Consider the following 18,226-nt stretch of genomic DNA (forward strand, 5'->3'; position numbering starts at 1 on the left):
ACGCTGTTGAGTTCTCAAGGAACGGACGCTTCCTTTGTACTCACCCTCTCGGGCTTTCCTCCGGGCTTCCCTTCGGTATTTCGTGTTTCCAGCCTAGCAGATCCGATTTCCCGTTTCTGCCACCCGCTGGAGCGGGTTTGCGGGGCAGGAATTCACTTTCGTGTTTTCCGTTCCCGGCGGAGTTGAACATTACCAGGCTTTCTCGGTCCCCCCGACCACATCCCTGCGAGCATGCAGAGGTGTAGACCACTGGGGTTAGGATCTGGCTTGATAGGTGCTGCCGACCCGCGACTCAAGGCCGCGTTGGGGTCAGGCAGGAGTACGACAGTACATCCCACCGTCAGCTGAGGCAAATCGTTTCCGGTAGTCCCTAGCTCCGCCCAACTGGTACGTCTCGTGCGGAACTAGGACTTCTTATGACTTACGCTTCTGAACAGTACGCCGTCCAGGACAGGTAGTGACGGCGCCACACAATCTCCGCCCCTGGGAGGCTTCCCATGACAACCGTGACGTCGCCGCTTGCCGGACGCGCCATCGGTCTCGCCGCAGTTCCCGACCCGGTCTTCTCCGGTGCGATGGTCGGGCCCGGCACCGCCATCGATCCCGTACGTGAGCCTTCGGAGGCCGTCTCCCCCATCGACGGGGTCATCGTCTCCATGCACCCGCACGCCTTCGTCGTCGTCGACGGTGAGGGCCACGGTGTGCTGACCCACCTCGGCATCGACACCGTTCAGCTCAACGGGGAGGGCTTCGAGCTCCTCGTGAACAAGGGCGACACCGTCCAGCGCGGACAGGCCGTCGTGCGCTGGGACCCCGCCGCGGTCGAGGCCGCCGGCAAGTCCCCCATCTGTCCCATCGTGGCCCTCGAGGCCACTGCGGACTCGCTCTCCCAGGTCGTCGAGGACGGCGACGTGAAGGCCGGCGACCAGCTCTTCGGCTGGAGCTGAGCCGGATCGTCCCCGTGACGACCGCGAGTTCGACATTCAACGCGGCGGCACGTGCCGCCGCTCTATCGGAGACGGGTGAGATGGAGACAACGCTGCGAGGCGTCGGCGTCAGCCACGGTGTGGCGATCGGCGAGGTCCGGCACATGGGCACGGCGGTTCTCGAACCGCCGGCCAAGCAGATTCCGGCGGACGAGGCGGAGCGCGAACAGGGGCGCGCCCGTCAGGCCGTCGAGGCTGTCGCCGCCGACCTCAATGCGCGCGGCAACCTGGCCGGCGGCGAGGCTCAGCACGTGCTCGAGGCCCAGGCGATGATCGCCCAGGACCCGGAGCTCATCGCCGATGTGGACCGCCGTATCGCCGTGGGCAGCACGGCCGAACGCGGTATCTACGACGCCTTCTCGCACTATCGCGAGCTGCTCGCCGGTGCCGGTGAGTACATGGCCGGGCGGGTCGCCGACCTCGACGACGTGCGGAACCGGATCGTGGCGCGCCTCCTCGGTGTTCCGATGCCGGGTGTGCCGGACAGTGACGAGCCGTACGTGCTGATCGCGCGGGACCTGGCGCCCGCCGACACGGCGCTGCTCGATCCCACGCTGGTGCTCGGCTTCGTGACCGAGGAGGGCGGGCCGACCAGCCACAGCGCGATTCTCGCGCGGGCGCTGGGTGTGCCGGCCATTGTGGCGCTGCCGGGCGCGGGTGAGCTCGCCGAGGGCACGATGATCGCGGTCGACGGTTCGACCGGAGAGATCTTCGTGGACCCGAGCGAGGAGAAGAAGGCGGAGCTGACCAAGGCCGCCGCCGCGCGCAAGGCCGCGCTGGCGACGTCCAGCGGTCCGGGCGCCACCTCGGACGGGCACAAGGTGCCGCTGCTGGCCAACGTCGGTGGTCCGGCGGACGTGCCGGCGGCGGTGGAGGCCGGTGCCGAGGGTGTCGGTCTGTTCCGTACGGAGTTCCTCTTCCTGGACGACAGCGAGAAGGCTCCGTCCGAGGAGAAGCAGGTCGAGGCCTACCGCAAGGTGCTCGAGGCGTTCCCCGAGGGCCGTGTGGTCGTGCGGGTGCTCGACGCCGGTGCGGACAAGCCGCTGGACTTCCTGACCCCGGCGGACGAGCCGAACCCGGCGCTCGGTGTGCGGGGTCTGCGGTCGCTCCTGGAGCACCCGGATGTGCTGCGGACCCAGCTGACCGCGCTGGCGAAGGCGGCCGAGGGGCTCCCGGTGTACCTCGAGGTCATGGCGCCGATGGTGGCCGACCGTACGGACGCGAAGGCTTTCGCCGACGCGTGCCGTGAGGCGGGGCTGCGGGCGAAGTTCGGTGCGATGGTCGAGATTCCCTCGGCCGCGCTGCGGGCGCGCTCGATCCTCCAGGAGGTCGAGTTCCTTTCGCTCGGCACCAACGACCTGGCGCAGTACACCTTCGCGGCCGACCGTCAGGTCGGTGCGGTGTCGCGGCTCCAGGACCCGTGGCAGCCGGCGCTGCTCGACCTGGTGGCGCTGTCCGCCGAGGCGGCGAAGGCCGAGGGCAAGAGCTGTGGTGTCTGTGGCGAGGCCGCCGCCGACCCGCTGCTCGCCTGTGTGCTGACGGGTCTGGGTGTCACCTCCCTTTCCATGGGTGCTGCCTCGATTCCGTATGTGCGGGCGACGCTGGCCAAGTACACGCTGGCGCAGTGCGAGCGTGCCGCGGCCGCGGCGCGTGCCGCGGACACGGCGCACGAGGCGCGCGTGGCCGCGCAGGCGGTGCTGTCCGGGGAGTGATTCCCGGGGGTGCTTGACGAAGGGGCTTTCCGTCACCGAGGCGGCGGGGAGCCCCTTCGGCGTGTGCGGGGTCAGTGGTGGGTGGTCCAGTCGTCGTCGGGGTCGGGGGTGAGGGGGAAGCCGGCCCGGTGGTCGACGCCCGGTTCCGGGGAGAGGGGTTCTCCGGTGCGGGCGTCGGTGCAGTAGGCGGCGAAGACCTGGGCCTCGGTGAGCGGGGTGAGGGTGCCGCCGGTGAGGCGCCAGCCGTGGAGTCGGTCGCGGGCGCCGGGAGTGGTGGTGCGCAGGACGAGTCCGCCGGGTGCTCCGAGGACGATGCCCGCGGCGAGGACGGCGGTGAACTCGGCGGCTGCGACGTCCTCGACGTCCGTGGGTGTGGTGGTGCCGTCGGCGTGGAGGACGGCGAGGAGTTGGTCGTCGGCGGCCGGGACGCTGCAGACGAGGTGGTGGGTGCCGGGGCCGGCGGCGTCCAGGAGTCGGGCGAGGAGCCGGGCGGCGCGCTCGAAGGCGGCCCTGCCGATGTCCTTGCCGCAGGTGGCGCAGTCGCCCGCGGTGGCGAGGACGGTGGTGGCGTACTCCCAGGTGGCGTGGCGGACGGCGGTGTCGACCAGCTCGGGGAGGAGGGTGCTGAGGGGCTGCCCGGTGTAGGTGATCTGGGCGCCCGTGGCGGCGAGGTGGGCGGTGAAGCGGCTGCGGCTGGTGGGGTGGTCGGGGTCGAGGGCGGCTTCGGCGCAGTAGGCCGCGTACTCCTCGGGGTCGAAGAGGGTGACGGTGGTGTGGCCGCCCTGGGTGGCGAGGGTCCTGAGGAGGGCCTCGACCTGGCGGAGGTAGGTGGTGTGGTCGTCGAAGGCGAAGGTGCGGTACCGGCGCATGGCCGTGAAGTCGTGCTCGTCGGCGAGGAGGCCGACGGTGCTGGGGACTTCGCGGCGCAGGGCGCGGCGGAGGTTCGCTGGGGTGGTGCCGGTCCGTGTCATGTCTCCCCCTGGAATGCGGTCCGATCAATGCTCACTCACCGTAACCTTCGCCACTGACAGTGACGGTTCGGGGAGGCGTCGGCGCACGAGGCGGTTCTGGGCCGCGCTGGTGGCGACGAGCGCGGCGCCCAGGAAGGGCCAGGCCAGGGGGCCGGCGGAGACGAGGCCGGTCATGAGGAGGGGACCGACGAAGCGCTGGGTGGACTGGGCGAGGCCGTGCACACCGAGGTAGGCGCCCTGCGCGTCGTCGGGGGCGAGGGCGACGGAGATCTCCCAGGACGCGATGGTGTGGATCATCTCGGCGAAGGTGAGGACGACGGCCGCGGTGATCAGGGCGGCGATGGAGAGGGTCCGGCCGCCGAGGGCGGAGACGGTCAGGGCGAGCGTGCCGATGGTGAAGAGGACCGCGAGGGGCGCGAGCAGGCGGCGGGCGGCTTCGGTGGAGGAGCCGAAGCGCGAGAGCGGGACCTGGAAGATCACGACGAGGGCGCTGTTGGCGACCATCAGGAGCGGGGCGAGGCCGACGGGGGCGTCGGTGGCGTGGACGATCCAGAGCGGCAGGGCGACCTGGAGGATCGAGTCGTGGAGGAAGAAGACCGAGTCCGCGGCGGTGAAGCCGAGGAAGCCCCGGTCGCGCCAGGGGTTGGAGGGCTTGGCCGTGGGGGTGGCGTCGGTGGACGCGGCGGCGATCCGGGAGGCGGCGGGGGCCGGGGGTTCGGCGCAGCGGAGGGTGAGCGCCGCCATCACGAGGTAGGAGAGGGCGTCTCCGACGAGGAGGAGCTGGAAGGCGGTGGTGCTGCCGACGGCGAGGGCCGCCGCGGCGCCGAGGCCGCCCAGGGTCCAGCCGATGTTGGAGGTGGTGCGGTTGATGGCCTGGTAGCGGACGCGGTCGGGGCCGGCGACCCGGGCGGCGTAGAGCTTGGTGAGGACGTTGGTGGCGCGGTCGGGGAGGGCGCCGGCGGCCGAGAAGAGGACGAGCAGCAGGTAGTCGTCGGTGGCGAGGAGGGCGAGGAGGGCCGCGGCGCGGAGCAGTTGGGTGCAGATGATGACGCGGACGAGGGGGAAGCGGTCGGCCAGCCGGCCGCCGAGGGGGGCGCCGGCGATGCCGGCGGCGCCGGAGACGGCGATGAGGAGGCCGACCTGGCCGAGGTCGAGGCCGGTGACGAACGTGAAGTAGAGGGCCATGGCCGTGGACCAGAGTCCGGTGCCGCACTTGTCGATGAAGCCGATGACGAGCATGCGGCGGCCGTCCCGGCCGCCGGGGATTCGGTCCTTGAGGGCTGTTCGGGTGGAGTGGGTGGAGCGGCTCAATGGGTCCCCCTTGCCAACTGCTTTGTATTGATACATACTTCATTACGTGGCAGCACAATATTCGATCGAAGGCACGACGGCCAAGGGGATTGCCGCGTCCGTGGAGTGGGGTGTCACCGAGGGCGGGCTCTCCCCCGGTGACGCCCTGCCGCCCGTGCGGCGACTCGCCGACGAGCTGGGGGTGAGCCCGGGGACGGTCGCGACGGCCTACAAGGACCTGCGGCAGCGCGGCCTGATCGTCACGCGGGGCCGGGGCGGGACGGTGGTCGCGGAGGTGCCGTCGGTGGCCTCCCGGCGTCCGCCGCGGGTCCCCCAGGGCCTGGTGGACCTGGCAGGCGGCCATCCCGACCCGGCCTTCCTCCCCGTGCTGCGTCCTCCGTCGTCGGTCAATGCGGTGTACGGGTCCCATCGCGCCGCGCCGCGGCTCGCGGCGCTCGAGGAGGTGACCCGGCAGTGGTTCGCGCGGGACGGGGTGCCGACCCGGCACGTGACCTTCGCGCACGGGGCGCTCGACTGCATCGCACGGCTGCTCTCGACCGAGCTGCGGCCCGGTGACGCGGTGGCCGTGGAGGATCCGGGCTTCCACCATCTGCTCGACCTGGTACCCGCGTTGGGGCTGCGGATGGTCCCGGTGACCGTGGACGACGAGGGGCTCGTACCGGAGTCTCTGCGGGCGGCGCTGCGGGGCGGAGTGCGCGCGGTGGTGTGCAGTCCGCGGGGACAGTGTCCGACCGGGGCGTTCTTCACCCGGTCGCGGCGGGACGAACTGGTGGCGGTGCTCCGGGACTTCCCCGAGGTGCTCGTCGTGGAGGACGACCACAACGCGGACGTCGGCGGCGCCGCGGCGCACACACTGGCGGCGGCCGGGCTCGAACGGTGGGCGCAGGTGCGGACCGTGTCGAAGCACCTCGGGATCGACCTGCGCTGGGCCGGGGTGGCGTGCGACGCGATCACGCTCGGGCGGCACGACGGGCGGATGCTGATGACCTCGGGATGGGTCAGTCACGTCCTCCAGGAGACGGTGGTCGGCCTCTTCCGCGACAGCGCGGTACGCGCGCTCGTGGCCGACGGCGAGGCGGCGTACACGGAGCGGCGCGCGGCCCTGATCGACGCCCTCGGGGCGTATCGGATCCGGGCGGTCGGGGCGAGCGGGCTGAACGTGTGGGTGCCGGTGCGGGACGAGTCGGCGCTCGTCAACGGGCTGCGGACGCAGGGCTGGTGGGTGGCCGCGGGGGCGCGGTTCCGGATCGCCGCCCCGCCGGCCGTGCGGATCACCACGTCGACGCTCGCTCCCGACGACGCGCCGCGTCTGGCGGCGGATTTCGCGGAGGTCCTGGGGGACGCGCAGGCGACGTACGGCGGTTGACGCCGCAAAGGACGGCGTGGGGGCCCGTGCCAGGGGGTTGTGGCGACGGGCACGCGTGAGCGCTCCGGGGAGGGTGGTCCCTTCCCGGAGCGCTCGGTCGCGGTCTCGTCAGGTCATCGCGTCCGGTAGGCGTTCGTCAGGGTCTGGGTGAGGGTGTTTCCCCGGGTGTCGGTGAGTTCGGCGCGCAGCGAGACGGACCCGCCGGGGCCGGGGGTACGGAAGCCCGCCTGGCCGTTCGCGACGGGGACGCGGGTCCAGGTCGTGCCGTTGTCGGTCGACAGAGACACGGTGAGGGAACGGACCCCGGTCTCGGCGGCCGCTCCCTGGACGGTGACCGGTACGTGCACCGGGGTCCCCGCCGGGGCGGTTCCGTCGAGGTCGAGGGCCGGGGCGAAGCGGACGGTGCTGAGGGGCAGGGCGGCGGGGCCGGACGCGGCGGCCGAGGTGAAGGTCCAGGCGGCGGTGACGCGTCCGCGGGTCGCCGGGCCCTCGCCGCGGGTCGCCGTGGCGGTCAGCCGGTACGAGGACCGTCCGGGGGTGGTCGTGAACGTGGCCCGGCCGGGGTCCCCCTGCCTGGTGCCGACCAGGACCCCGTCGCGGTGGAGTGTGGTGGTGGCGCCGTGGAAGCGCGGGGCGGTCGGGGCGTGACCCTCGCCGTCGGCGAGCAGCGGGATGTCGAGGGCGATCCGGTCGCCGTCGCGGATGCCGGCGGGGCGGGCGCCGGGTGCCGTGTCGAGCGCCGGGCCGAAGACGGCGTTGTCGAAGGTGTGGGTGGTGGTGGCACCCGCGCGTACCGCGATTCCGTCGGCGGAGTAGCGGTTGGGCGGGGTCTCGGGAGCCGCGGGTCCGGCGTAACCCACGTCCCACAGGCCGCGTTCCGGGGTGACGAGGAAGGTCGCGGTGCCGGGCGGCTGGAGGGGCCGGGCGAGGCCGACGGTGGGGCCGGCGCTGGGCTGGATGTCGACGAACCCGCTTCCTGTCGCGCCCTGCGGGGCGGCTCCGCGGACCTTGACGGTGGCCAGGGAGGTGGCCGCGGGGTGGCGGACGAGGCCGGTCAGGGCACGCGCGGAGGTGAAGACGTAGCCGAGCGCGTAGTCGGAGCCGGCGCCGGACCAGTAGGTGTCGATCCACTCCTTGACGGAACCGGACTCGGCGGCGGGGCCGAGGTGGGCCACGCGCAGGTCCGCGCTCGACATCATGATGTTCGCGGAACGGGTCGTGCCCGCGTGGGTGGCCTCGACGTACGCCATGCTGTGCAGGTAGCGGGCGCCGGACTCCTGCGGGCGGACGTCCACGGGCTCGGTCGTACGGGCGTCGACGGTGACCGTCGTGTCGTGGTCGAGGTCCAGACGGGGCTGGACGACCCAGTCGGTTCCGGTGGCCTTGTCCTTGCCGCCGCCGGTCAGGGTGGAGTCGAGCAGGTAGCGGCCCTTGGGCAGGCGGACGGTGACCGTGCCGGACGCGTCGTAGGGCGAGGCGGAGGCGTCGGCGCCGGGGCCCGAGATGCCGGTGACGTTCGTCCGGTAGTCACCGGTGGAGGCGCCCGCGCGATCGAGATGACGGATGGTCAGCGTGTACGTCTCCGGTGCCGCGGCCGAGGCGCTCGCCGTCGGGGGCAGGGCGGAGAGGGTGGTGCTCGCGAGTACGGCGGCCACGGCCAGGGTGCGGAGGGCCGTGCGGCGGGTCGCGCCCCGGGACGTACCGCTGGGTGTCGAGGAATCGTTCATGTCCAGCACTGCGCGTCGCGGGCTCGGCGTTCCGGTGACCTGGGCCACATCGGCGCACGTCTTGGTCAGGGCCGGTACGCGGTGTGGCGGGGGTCACGGGAACCCGGACGAACCGTCGCCCAGTGCCTTGTGTGGAATCACCTATGAGAGATCGTTTCCGCGCCGGGGATCCCTCCGCGCTCGGCGAGGCGTACGACGAGCACGCACGCGTGCTGTACCACTACGCCTTCCGGGTGTGCGGGGACCGGGCGGCGGCCGAGGACGTCGTCTCCGCCGCGTTCCTTGAGGCCTGGCGCTGTCGCGGCAAGGTGCACGCCGAGGGCGGCAGTCTGCGCCCCTGGCTGCTCGGCATCGCGACCAACATCATGCGCGGGTCCGCCCGCGAGGCACGGCGGCGGGACGCGGCGCTGGCCCGGATGCCCGAGCGGGGCGTCCTGCCGGACTTCGCCGACGACGTCCTCGCCCGGATGACCGACGGGGAGCAGATACGGGCCGCCCGCGCCGCTCTCGGCAAGCTCCGGCGGCGTGAGCGGGAGGTCTTCACGCTCGTCGTGTGGGCCGGGCTCGACTACGCGGCCGCCGGGGAGGCGTTGGGGGTTCCGGTCGGGACGGTTCGGTCCCGGTTGTCGCGGGCGCGTGAACGGCTCCGGAAACTCGCCGACGCCGAACTGCGGGCGGCGCGCCGGGAGGAACGGGCCGCGGCTGCCGCGGTGCGGTCGCCCGGCGGAGTCGTGAGGCCGGCTGCCGGGCCCACCGCCGGCACCCGTCCCCGTACGGCCGCCGCCCCTGCGGCGACGCGCCCGGCCGCGGGCTCCGAAGCCGTGCGCCCGACCGCCTCCCCCCATGCCGTGCGCCCGACCGCCTCCCCCCATTCCGTGGGGCGGGCCGCCGCACCCGATGCCGTGAGCCGAGCCGATTCGGCGCCGTCCACCGTCCGTCCTGCCCTCGTGCCCCGATCGATCCCGGAGAACCAGGCATGAACGCCTTCGCCCCCCGTACGCCGCATCACCGCAAGGCCGACGCGAACGCGGACGCGCTGCTGCGGGCCGAGCTCGCCGAGCTGCTGCCCCCGCCGCCGGTGCCCGAGCTCGCGCCGGAGCGGAACCGCGAGCTGCGGCACACCGTCCTGCGGACCGCCCTCGCCTCGGGTGCCGGCGCCGTGGCCCACCCGTCTCGTGAGCGCCGGTCGCGCGGCGAGCTGCGGCTCGGCTGGATCGCCGCGCCCGTCGTCGCCTGCGCGGTCGTGGCCGGTGCCGTCGTGCTCGCGCCGCAGGAGGGACCCACCGGGTCTCCGGGCCGTGTCTCGGCCGGGCAGCCCGCAGCCCCGGAGGCCGTGCGCATCCTGTCCGGTGCCGCGCTGGCCGCGGCCGCCGCTCCCGCGCCGGACGCCCGGCCCGGCGGGTACGTCTACGTCAAGAGCCTCGTCGCCCACGCGGGGCGCGACGCGGCCGGCGGTCCGGCCACGCTGCCGCCCGCGCACCGGCGCGAGGTGTGGCTCTCCGTCGACGGCAGCCGCCCGGGGCTTTTGCGCGAGCCCGGTGCCGCCGACACGGAACTCGGCGCCGAGCTGCCCGTGTACGAGTTGGACGGTCCCGGGGCCACACCCCGGAAGACCACCCTCGCGGCGGCGGCGCCCTCTGTCACGAACCCGACCCACACGTACGTGGCGACACTGCCCACGGATCCGGACGCGCTGCTGCGCCTGATCCGGGAGCAGACGCGCGCGGGCGAGGGCGACGCCGATCAGCGGGCGTTCACCGCGATCGGGACCCTGCTCGCCGAGACCTGGGCCCCGCCGAAGGTCACCGCCGCGCTGTACGGGGCGGCGGCGCGGATCCCCGGGGTGACCCTCCTGCCGTCCGCGAAGGACGCGGCCGGTCGTGAGGGCGTCGCCGTGGCCCGTACCGCCCACGGCGAGCAGACGCAGTGGATCTTCGACCGGACGACGTCGGCGTTCCTCGGTGAGCGCACCGTCCTCACCGAGACCACCTCGGCGGGCCGGGCCGGGACGGTCCTCGGGGTGTCGGCGGTACTCGCCAAGGCGTCCGCCCCGGCGGCCGGCGTGCTGCCGAAGGGCTGAACCGACGGCGTGGGCCGAGCTGAGCCGAAGGGCTGACCGGAAACGGCAGGGCCCGCTGATCCGGTCGGATCGGCGGGCCCTGCCGTGCGCTCAGCGGCGGCGGTCGGCCGCCAGGGTCTCGTAGAAGTGCAGGAGGCCGAGGTCGTCGACCGAGCCGGCGTTGACGGCCTTGGCCAGGGGGGTGCCCTGGAGGAGGCGCTTGACCGGGACCTCGATGCGCTTGCCCGTGAGGGTGTGCGGGACGCCCGGGACCTCGATGATCTCGTCGGGGACGTGGCGCGGGGAGAGCTCCGTGCGGATCGTCCGCTTGATGCGGGCGATCAGATCGTCGTCGAGGGTGGCGCCCTCGACGAGGTGGACGAAGAGCGGCATCCAGTAGCCGCCGTCCGGCTCCTCCAGGCCGATCACGAGGGATTCGCGGATCTCCGGAAGGCGTTCGACGGCCTCATAGATATCGGCGCTCCCCATCCGGACGCCCTGGCGGTTCAGGGTGGAGTCGGAGCGGCCGTGGATGACGACCGAGCCGTGGTCGGTGATCGTGATCCAGTCTCCGTGGCGCCAGACGCCGGGGAACATCTCGAAGTAGCTGTCGCGGTAGCGGCTGCCGTCGGGGTCGTTCCAGAAGTGGATCGGCATGGACGGCATCGGGTTGGTGACGACGAGTTCGCCGACCTCGCCGATCAGGGGCTTGCCTGAGGGGTCCCAGGCCTGGAGGTCGGTGCCGAGGCCGGCCGCCTGCAGTTCGCCGATGTGGACCGGGAGGGTGGGGACGGCGCCCGCGAAGCAGGAGCACACGTCGGTGCCGCCGCTGACGGAGGCGATCCACAGGTTCTCGCGGACCTCGTCGTGGAGCCAGCGGAAGCCGTCGGGCGGCAGCGGGGAGCCGGTGGTGGCGACGCACTTCACCGACGAGAGGTCGAAGTCGCGGCCGGGGTGCACGTCCGCCTTCGCGCAGGCCATCACGTACGCGGCTGAGGTGCCGTACAGGGTGGCGCGGGTGCGCTCGGCGATGCGCCACTGGGCGGCGGTGTCGGGGTAGCCGGGGCTGCCGTCGTACAGGACGACGGTCGTTCCGGTGAGCAGGCCGGAGACGAGGAAGTTCCACATCATCCAGCCGGTGGAGGTGTACCAGAAGAACACGTCCTCGGGGCCCAGGTCGCAGTGCAGGCCCAGCTGCTTGACGTGCTCGACGAGGATGCCGCCCTGGGACTGGACGATCGCCTTCGGCAGGCCGGTGGTGCCGGAGGAGTACAGGACCCACAGCGGGTGCGAGAACGGGACCTGCTCGTAGACCGGCTCGACGTCGCCGGCGACGAGGTCGCCCCAGGCGAGGGTGCCCTCGGGGGCCGGGGTGCCGAGCAGCGGGATGTGGACGACGGCCCGGAGGGTCGGGAGCTCGGCGCGCAGTTCGGCGACGGTGTCGCGGCGGTCGTGCTCCTTGCCGCCGTAGCGGTAGCCGTCGACGGTGAAGAGGACGACGGGCTCGACCTGCTGGAAGCGGTCGAGGACGCTGCGGGCACCGAAGTCGGGGGCGCAGGAGGTCCACACACCGCCGACCGCGGCCGTAGCGAGGAGGGCCACGACGGACTGCGGGACGTTGGGCAGGTAACCGCTGACCCGGTCTCCGGGCCGTACGCCGAGGGCGCGGAGTTCGGCGGCGAGGGAGCCGACCTGGCGGCGCAGCTCGGCCCAGGTGACCGGCATGGGCTCATGTGTTTCGTCCACATGGAGCAGGGCCGTGTCATGGGGGCGCTCGTCGGCGGCGCGCAGGGCGTGCTCGGCGTAGTTGAGGGTGGCTCCGGGGAACCAGTCGGCGCCGGGCATCGAGCGGTCGCCGAGGACGCGCTCGTACGGGGTGGAGAAGCGGATGTCGAACCACTCGACGACCGCCTGCCAGAAGGCTTCGAGCTCGTCGACGGACCAGCGGTGGAGCGCCGGGTATCCGCCCTCGGCCGGGGCGCCGTGGTGTTCGGCGGCCCACGTCTGGAAGCGGGTCACGGCGGCCGTGGCGATGCGTTCCTCGTCCGGCTGCCAGAGCGGCTCGGTCTGCGCTGATGTCATTGGGGCGGCTCCCTGGCTATACGCGGGGTCGGCGTGTGTCCCGCGCACGTGCTGGGGTGTGCGCGTGACGCGGCTGACAGGACGATGCCATGTGATCGTCTTTCGCACCAGGTCTGCCCGCCCATGGTCGGGCAGTTGAATATGTGCTCCCACCACGGGTGAACGCCAGTTGAACGGAGCCTGTTCCGCCCCGGGTGAGTGGCAGGCTGAGCTGCATGGACGGTCGTGAACTGGTGCGTTCGATGAAGGTGTTCGGCTCGGTGCGGGGACTGCAGACGGTGCGGGCGGCGTGGCGGCAGCGTCGTACGGACGCGTGGGGGCTGCCGCCGAGGGGGGCGGAGCGGGCCCGGGTACCGGGGCCGGTGGCGGGCGCGGCGGCCGCGCCCGGTGGAGGGACCATCCGGTTCGCGCGGTCCTCGTTGCGGATCTGCGTGTCGTCGGGCGGCACCGTGTTCTGGGGGTGGGACGGGGCCGAGCCGCTTCCCTCGTACGCCCTGGCCGGTGAGGCGCCGGAGCCGGACCTGCGGGCTTCTCTGGAGCCCGACACGGACGGCGGCTGGCGGATCGTGTCGGAGCGGGTGACGGTGGCGGTGTCCCGGCACGGGGCGGTGGAGATCCGGACGCCGGGCGGGGTGATGCTGCGCCGGGACCTGCCGCCGCGCTGGTGGGAGCCGGTGGCGCAGGCCGTTTCTCCGGGTGCGAAGCCGGCTCCAGGTGCCCGGCCGGCGGCCGGCGCGGCTTCCTCCGGTGGGTCGGCGCGCTGGGTGCAGCGCAGTGAGGTGCCGGCGGACGCGCGGTTCTTCGGGCTTGGCGGCCGGTCGGCGGGGCCGCGGCTGCGGGACGGCTCGTACCGCCTCTGGAACACGGACCCCAAGGGGAGCTTCGGCCCCGGGGACGATCCGCTCTACCTCACCATGCCCGTGCAGTTCGTCGTCTCGGACGCGGGGACGCATCTGGCCTTCCACGACAACTCCTGGGACGGCCGGGTCACCCTCGCCGAGGGTGAGGAGGGCGCGGGGTCCGGGCACGACCGGCCGGGAACCAGCGAGGTCCGGATGGGCGGCGGTCCGCTGCGCTGCTGGGTGGTGGTCGGCACCCCCGCGCGCGTACTCCACGGCTGGGCGGCGCTCACCGGAGCTCCGGCGCTGCCGCCGGACTGGGCGCTCGGACCGCAGCACGCGCGCTGGGGGTTCGCCAGCGAGCGCGAGGTGCGGCGGATCGTGGCCGGATACCGGGAGCGGGGGCTGCCGCTGTCCGCCGTCCACCTGGACATCGACCACTACGACGGGCACCGCGTGTTCACCGTCGACCGGGAGCGTTTCCCCGATCTGCCGGGGCTCGCGAAGGAGCTGCGGGAGCAGGGCGTGCGGCTCGTGTCGATCGTGGATCCGGCGGTGAAGGTCGAGCCGGGGAACGCGGTCTACGACAGCGGGCGGGCGGCGGGGGCCTTCGTGCGGGACGCGCGGGGCAACGAGGTCCACGGGGTGGTGTGGCCGGGCGAGTGCGCCTACCCGGACTTCACCGATCCGGCGGTACGGGAGTGGTGGGGCGAGCTGTACGAGGAGCGGCTCGGGCAGGGCTTCGCCGGGGTGTGGCACGACATGAACGAGCCGGTGTCCTTCGCGCCCTTCGGTGACACGACGCTGCCGCGCTCGGCACGGCACGACCTGGACGGCCGGGGCGGCGACCACCGCGAGGCGCACAACGTGTACGGCCTCACGATGGCGCGGGCCGGGTACGAGGGGCTCCGCCGGCTGCGGCCCGATGAGCGGCCCTTCCTCTTCTCGCGTTCCGGCTGGGCGGGGATGCAGCGGTACGGGGGCACCTGGTCGGGCGATGTGTCGACCGGGTGGCCGGGGCTGCGGGCCTCGCTCGCGCTGGTCCTGGGACTCGGGCTGTGCGGGGTGCCGTACTCGGGGCCCGACGTGGGCGGTTTCGACGGCACTCCGACACCGGAGCTGTTCCTGCGCTGGTACCAGCTGGGGGCATGGCTGCCGCTGTTCCGCACCCACGCGGCGATCGACGCGGGGCGGCGCGAACCGTGGGAGTTCGGTCCGGAGGTCCTGGAGCACGCGCGCGAGGCACTGGCCGAACGGGAGCGGCTGCGGCCGTACTTCACGACGCTGGCCCGGCTCGCCCGGATGACGGGCGCGCCGTACGTACGCCCGCTGTGGTGGGGGACGCCCGAGGACCGGGTGCTGCGCGACTGCGAGGACGCGTTCCTGCTCGGCGACGCGCTGCTCGTGGCGCCGGTCCTGACCCGGGGCGCCGACCGGCGGGCGGTGCGGCTGCCGCGCGGACGCTGGTACGACACGGCGACGGGGCAGGCGTACGAGGGTCCCGGGCAGGTGCTGCTCGACGCGCCGCTCTCCCGGGTGCCGGTCCTGGCGCGGGCGGGGGCGGTGCTCGCGGTGCGGGACGACGACGGCGAACCGGCCCTGGAGGTGTGGGCGCCCGCCGCCGGGCGGACGGGCGGCGGGCTCGTCGTACGGGACACGGGGGACGGCTGGGAGACGGCCGAGATCGAGCGGTACCAGTCGCGGCTCGTGGACGGCCGGGTGGTCGTGGAGCGGGTGACGGACGACGGGGTGGAGGAGGCGGGGCTGCCGGTGCGGGTGCGGGGGGTGTGATCCGCTCGGTTCGATCCGGTTCAGTTGGGTCCGGTTCAGTTGGGTCCGGTTCGGTTGGGTCCGGTTCGGTTGGGTCCGGTTCGGTTGGGTCCGGTTCGGTTCGCCCCGGGTCGGATCAGCCCTCCAGCAGGCGGGACTCCCGGGGGTCGCGCTCCCAGCGCTCCCTGCGCCGGAGCATCCTCAGGAAGACGATGCCTGACAGCACGGCGCAGGTCAGGGCGGCGGCGAAGGAGAGGATCTGCCCGGCGCCGTTGCCGAGGTTCGCCATCAGGGCCGCGCCGAGGGCCATGCCGATGCTGACGAACTTCACCCGGTTCAGGGGTTTCTCCGCATGGGTGCGCAGGTCGACGACCTCGGCTTCGCCGGCGCGGCGGATCTTCTGGATGTTGTCCACGCCGAGGCCGCCGGCCGCCAGGAGGGACACGATCTGCGGCCAGATCGAGGGGTCCACGACGAAGGACAGCAGGCCGGAGGCGAGTGCGATGAGGGTGCAGACCGTGCTGGTGAGCAGGGTGCGGGAGAACAGGGCGCGCGGAACGACGAAGGGGAGGTCGACCACGACCGTGCTGAGCCGGTCGCCGTGTTCCGCGTACGCCGCGATGTCGAGGGAGAACTCACGCACGCCGCCGGGGGCGTCGGTGCCGCTCAGAAGCCGGATGTCGGCCTCACCTCTCGTCCTGGGCGGTCCGGCGAGTTCCAGGCCCGCGGGGGTGACCACGTCCAGTCTGTTCTGCCGTACCTCCGGGGGAAGGCGGAGGTGGGTGGAGACGCTGACGGCGCCCCAGCCCGTTCTCCTCACCTCGCACGGCTCGTCGTACGCGTAGGTCACCTCCGACGACATCCCCGGATGCGTGTCGACGAGCGCCACCACCGGCATGTAGCGGATGAGCCCGCGGATGCGCTCCCGGACCGCGTCCCCGAGGGAGCCGCTCTCGGCGGCGCGCTGGAGCACCGCGGTGATCTCGTCGGTCTCGGAGGTCCACGCGAGGGCGTGGAGGCGGCGGACCAGCGCTCCTCCGCTGTCGGACTCCGGTTCTCCCCCGGAGGTGAGCAGTTGATGGACCTCTCGCGCCACGTGGGTCTTCACGTCCGTCGACGTCATCATGTTGACGGGGCGGCCGTTGCGATCCCTGAGGTGCAGGCCGTCCAGGAACGTGTCGTGGTGCCACGGAACGAGGTCCACGATCACGGGCCGTCTGGGGGCTCCGTGGGGATCTGCTCCGATGACGGCGCTCAGCTTCGTCCTGACCTCGTGGTGGGCGACGTTCTTCTCCGTGAACGCCAGCCGATGGGTGCGGGTCGTGATCGTCGCGGAGATCTCGCGCAGCTCCCTGACCATGTGGAACTCGTCCCACCCTCGGCCGGCGGGGAGTCCCGTCGGGTCGACCGTGGTGACCGCCGCCGGCATGACGGCGGCCGTCAGGGAGGGCGAGGGGGTGCGACGTTCGGTGTAGTAGGCGACCAGGTCGGAGCCGAGCATGACGATCCGCATGGCGGCGCGGTCCTGGGGCAGCGGATGCTCCGAGAGGAGCCGGTCCAGGGCCATGACGGTGTGGTGGTCGGCGTTGTCCGGGGCGCTGAGGATCTCCGCGACGGCCTTGACCGTGCCCGCGACGAGGGACGCTTCGGGAGCCGGCGGGTGCAGGCGGGTCACGGCGGTCGCGGCTCGGCCGGCGGCTTCGGCGTGTCCGCCGAGGAGGGCGGAGTGGGCGAAGGAGGCGAGGCGGGTGACGGCGGCCTCCGGCCGGACGGCGGCGAGGTGGCGCAGTTCCTTCACGTACCGGTCGAGCCGGTCGGTCCGCAGGGGTTCGAGGGGCTCGTGGTAGTAGACGGAGGCCAGCCGGTGGGCCCGGTCGTGGCGTTCGGGGAATTGCGCACGGAGCCGGTCGATCAGGGCCGTCCGGAAGCCCCTCTGGAGGACGTACCGCTCCTCGTCGTCGGCGCGCACGCCCGAGAGAGCGTCCGGTCGGACGAAGGGATGGGCGGCGACCTGCTCGGCCCCGATGTCGAGGGCAAGGGCCCGTGCGGTGTAGCCGATGATCTGCCGGTCGAGGACGTCGTGCACGGACAGGGCCTCGATCAGGCGCCGCTCGGCGCCGGGGAGCCGGTCGAGAAGCTCCAGGGCGCGGATCGCGGGGTCGTGGTTCACTCGGCCTCACCTGGTCCCGGACGGTTCGACATGGAGGTCGAAGAACTCACGCAGCAGACCGGGGACGCCCCCGTGATTCGTGTGGATCTTCGTGCCCTGTCCCTTGAGGCTGTCGAAGCCGAGAGTGGTGATCCACTCCTCGACGGTGTCGACGTCGAAGGGCGGCAGGGCCATGGTGCGCACCACGGAGGCGTGCGGCTGGGCCAGTCTGGGCACATGGCGTCCCGCCACGAACACACTGATGCCCCGTCTGCTGAGCAGGTCCGGCAGCAGGTGGGTGCCGAGCCACTCACGCATCGGCGCCTCGCAGTGCTCGAAGCCGTCCAGGCAGATCACGGGGCGGCGCGAGGGCCCGGTCAGGGTGTCCAGCAGTGCGTCGCTCATGGCCTCCAGCTGGAGCTTCCGGTCCTTGAACACATTGACGACCATGTTGATGGAGGAGTTCCGCGCCCGCATGTCGTTCACGCTCAGGGAGCCGGCCTGGGCGAACCGGGCGCGCACCGTCTGGTAGCCGTCGACGGGGACGTCCTGGCGCCGCGCCTGCCGGGCCAGTTCGCTCAGGATGTCGGTCTTCTCGACCACGCGTTCCAGGTCGACGAGGTAGACACCCGCGGGCACGTGCCGACGGTGGATCTCCAGGAGCAGCGAGGTCTTGCCGATCTCCGCCGGTCCCTCGAAGAAGAGGGCCTGGCGGTCTCTGGTCCCGGCGGCGACGGACGCCGCGTCCGCCAGCTGCTCCGCGCGGTCCACGTGGACGTGTTCTGGCCTCGACACCCAGTGGTTCCCCGTTCCCGATGCGGTCTCGTCGTCGTGCCCGATGTCGCCGGTGTGCCGTGGGCCGGCCTCAGCCGACGGCCGGGCCGGGGCCGTCGCTCGTCTCCTCCGGGTCGGAGGAGTCCGTGACACGCACGGTCGAGTTCTTCACCTTGGAACGGAAGAAGGCCGTCCGCGCGCCCTTCCGGATGGTGAACTCGGAGTCCTTCAGCAGGGAGTCGTGGGCCTGCAGCTCCTGGTCGGTCAGGGGACGCTGCTCCTCGCCGGCCTCGAAGCCCGCGTGCACGCCGGGCATGCGCACGGAGGCCTTGCGGAGCCGGCGGCGGAGCAGGAAGAAGATCGTGACGATCGCCACCGCCGTGGCAATGGCGATCACGGCCTCCGGCCATCCGACATTCATGAGGCGCTCTCCCGTCTGCCGGCGTCTCCCGTGGCGTCGGCACGACGAGCATCCCCACA

13 protein-coding genes are annotated in these 18,226 nt (G+C 72.8%); 6 read left to right on the top strand and 7 right to left on the bottom strand.

Features of this window, described 5'->3' with window-relative positions; genetic code table 11:
• Positions 1-497 precede the first annotated feature (497 nt).
• Positions 498-947: a PTS glucose transporter subunit IIA gene (locus E0F75_RS37890; RefSeq protein ID WP_229315559.1), complete on the top strand. Its 450-nt coding sequence runs from the start codon at positions 498-500 to the stop codon at positions 945-947.
• A gap of 80 nt (positions 948-1,027) precedes the next feature.
• Entirely contained in the window at positions 1,028-2,698 is a 1,671-nt protein-coding gene (ptsP, locus tag E0F75_RS37895) for a phosphoenolpyruvate--protein phosphotransferase (protein WP_229315560.1), read from the top strand.
• A 71-nt stretch (positions 2,699-2,769) separates the two neighbouring features.
• Here the strand turns inward: ptsP and E0F75_RS37900 are convergent, their stop codons facing one another.
• Complete coding sequence (locus tag E0F75_RS37900; protein ID WP_229315561.1) at positions 2,770-3,669, bottom strand: hypothetical protein; 900 nt, start codon at positions 3,667-3,669, stop codon at positions 2,770-2,772.
• 24 nt (positions 3,670-3,693) lie between these two features.
• Entirely contained in the window at positions 3,694-4,980 is a 1,287-nt protein-coding gene (locus E0F75_RS37905; RefSeq protein ID WP_308189649.1) for an MFS transporter, read from the bottom strand.
• A 46-nt stretch (positions 4,981-5,026) separates the two neighbouring features.
• Between E0F75_RS37905 and E0F75_RS37910 the strand changes: the two genes are divergently transcribed.
• Positions 5,027-6,346: an aminotransferase class I/II-fold pyridoxal phosphate-dependent enzyme gene (locus E0F75_RS37910; RefSeq protein WP_229315562.1), complete on the top strand. Its 1,320-nt coding sequence runs from the start codon at positions 5,027-5,029 to the stop codon at positions 6,344-6,346.
• Between the two features lie 113 nt (positions 6,347-6,459).
• Here the strand turns inward: E0F75_RS37910 and E0F75_RS37915 are convergent, their stop codons facing one another.
• Positions 6,460-8,073, bottom strand: coding sequence for a serine protease (locus E0F75_RS37915; RefSeq protein ID WP_229315563.1), 1,614 nt, complete (start codon positions 8,071-8,073; stop codon positions 6,460-6,462).
• A 143-nt stretch (positions 8,074-8,216) separates the two neighbouring features.
• On the opposite strand from E0F75_RS37915, the gene E0F75_RS37920 reads away from it, so the two are divergent.
• Positions 8,217-9,053 (top strand): RNA polymerase sigma factor, encoded by an 837-nt coding sequence (locus E0F75_RS37920; protein WP_229315564.1) that lies wholly within the window; start codon positions 8,217-8,219, stop codon positions 9,051-9,053.
• The gene (locus E0F75_RS37925; RefSeq protein WP_229315565.1) at positions 9,050-10,153 is read left to right on the top strand and encodes a CU044_5270 family protein; all 1,104 of its coding nucleotides are present in this window, start codon (positions 9,050-9,052) and stop codon (positions 10,151-10,153) included. The genes E0F75_RS37920 and E0F75_RS37925 overlap by 4 nt, the downstream gene beginning before the upstream one ends.
• Positions 10,154-10,243: 90 nt before the next feature.
• On the opposite strand, the gene E0F75_RS37930 is transcribed toward E0F75_RS37925, so the two are convergent.
• A complete protein-coding gene (locus tag E0F75_RS37930; protein ID WP_229315566.1) occupies positions 10,244-12,214 on the bottom strand; it encodes an acetoacetate--CoA ligase in 1,971 nt (656 codons plus the stop codon).
• A 215-nt stretch (positions 12,215-12,429) separates the two neighbouring features.
• On the opposite strand from E0F75_RS37930, the gene E0F75_RS37935 reads away from it, so the two are divergent.
• Positions 12,430-14,844 (top strand): TIM-barrel domain-containing protein, encoded by a 2,415-nt coding sequence (locus E0F75_RS37935; protein WP_229315567.1) that lies wholly within the window; start codon positions 12,430-12,432, stop codon positions 14,842-14,844.
• A 115-nt stretch (positions 14,845-14,959) separates the two neighbouring features.
• On the opposite strand, the gene E0F75_RS37940 is transcribed toward E0F75_RS37935, so the two are convergent.
• From E0F75_RS37940 to E0F75_RS37950, 3 genes are all read right to left on the bottom strand, one after another.
• Positions 14,960-16,993, bottom strand: a complete 2,034-nt coding sequence (locus tag E0F75_RS37940) for a hypothetical protein (protein WP_229315568.1) — start codon at positions 16,991-16,993, stop codon at positions 14,960-14,962.
• 6 nt (positions 16,994-16,999) lie between these two features.
• Complete coding sequence (locus E0F75_RS37945; protein ID WP_229315569.1) at positions 17,000-17,767, bottom strand: AAA family ATPase; 768 nt, start codon at positions 17,765-17,767, stop codon at positions 17,000-17,002.
• A gap of 70 nt (positions 17,768-17,837) precedes the next feature.
• Positions 17,838-18,167, bottom strand: a complete 330-nt coding sequence (locus tag E0F75_RS37950; RefSeq protein ID WP_229315570.1) for a hypothetical protein — start codon at positions 18,165-18,167, stop codon at positions 17,838-17,840.
• Positions 18,168-18,226: the final 59 nt, after the last annotated feature.

It is taken from the genome of Streptomyces sp. CB02980, from assembly GCF_014451325.2.
GTDB lineage: Bacteria > Actinomycetota > Actinomycetes > Streptomycetales > Streptomycetaceae > Streptomyces.